This window comes from Gilvimarinus sp. 1_MG-2023, assembly GCF_030548285.1.
The window spans coordinates 1-229 of sequence record NZ_JAUOSC010001906.1 but is presented as its reverse complement, the minus strand read 5'-3'; the positions used below and the strand labels follow the sequence as shown (position 1 = coordinate 229).

Here is a 229-nt window from a genome sequence, read left to right as displayed (position 1 = left end):
TAAATCGCCTTCGATCCTCTCTTCGCCCAGCAATTCGCTGATTGCCTCGAACAGCAATTCAATGCCGGTTCCGGCCTGAGCCGACAGCCCCACCGCAACAGGTGTTCCCTCCTCGTCGCGGTCGATACGCGGCTCCATATTGAGCAAATCGATCTTATTACATACCCGCAGTTGGGGCAGGTCACCAGCGCCGATTTCATCCAGCACCTCTTCCACCTGCTCCATATAG

1 pseudogene is annotated in these 229 nt (G+C 55.9%); it reads right to left on the bottom strand.

The features are described 5' to 3' along the window. Window positions 1-229 (bottom strand): annotated as a pseudogene (locus Q4563_RS23325) (GTPase HflX); the annotation flags it as partial.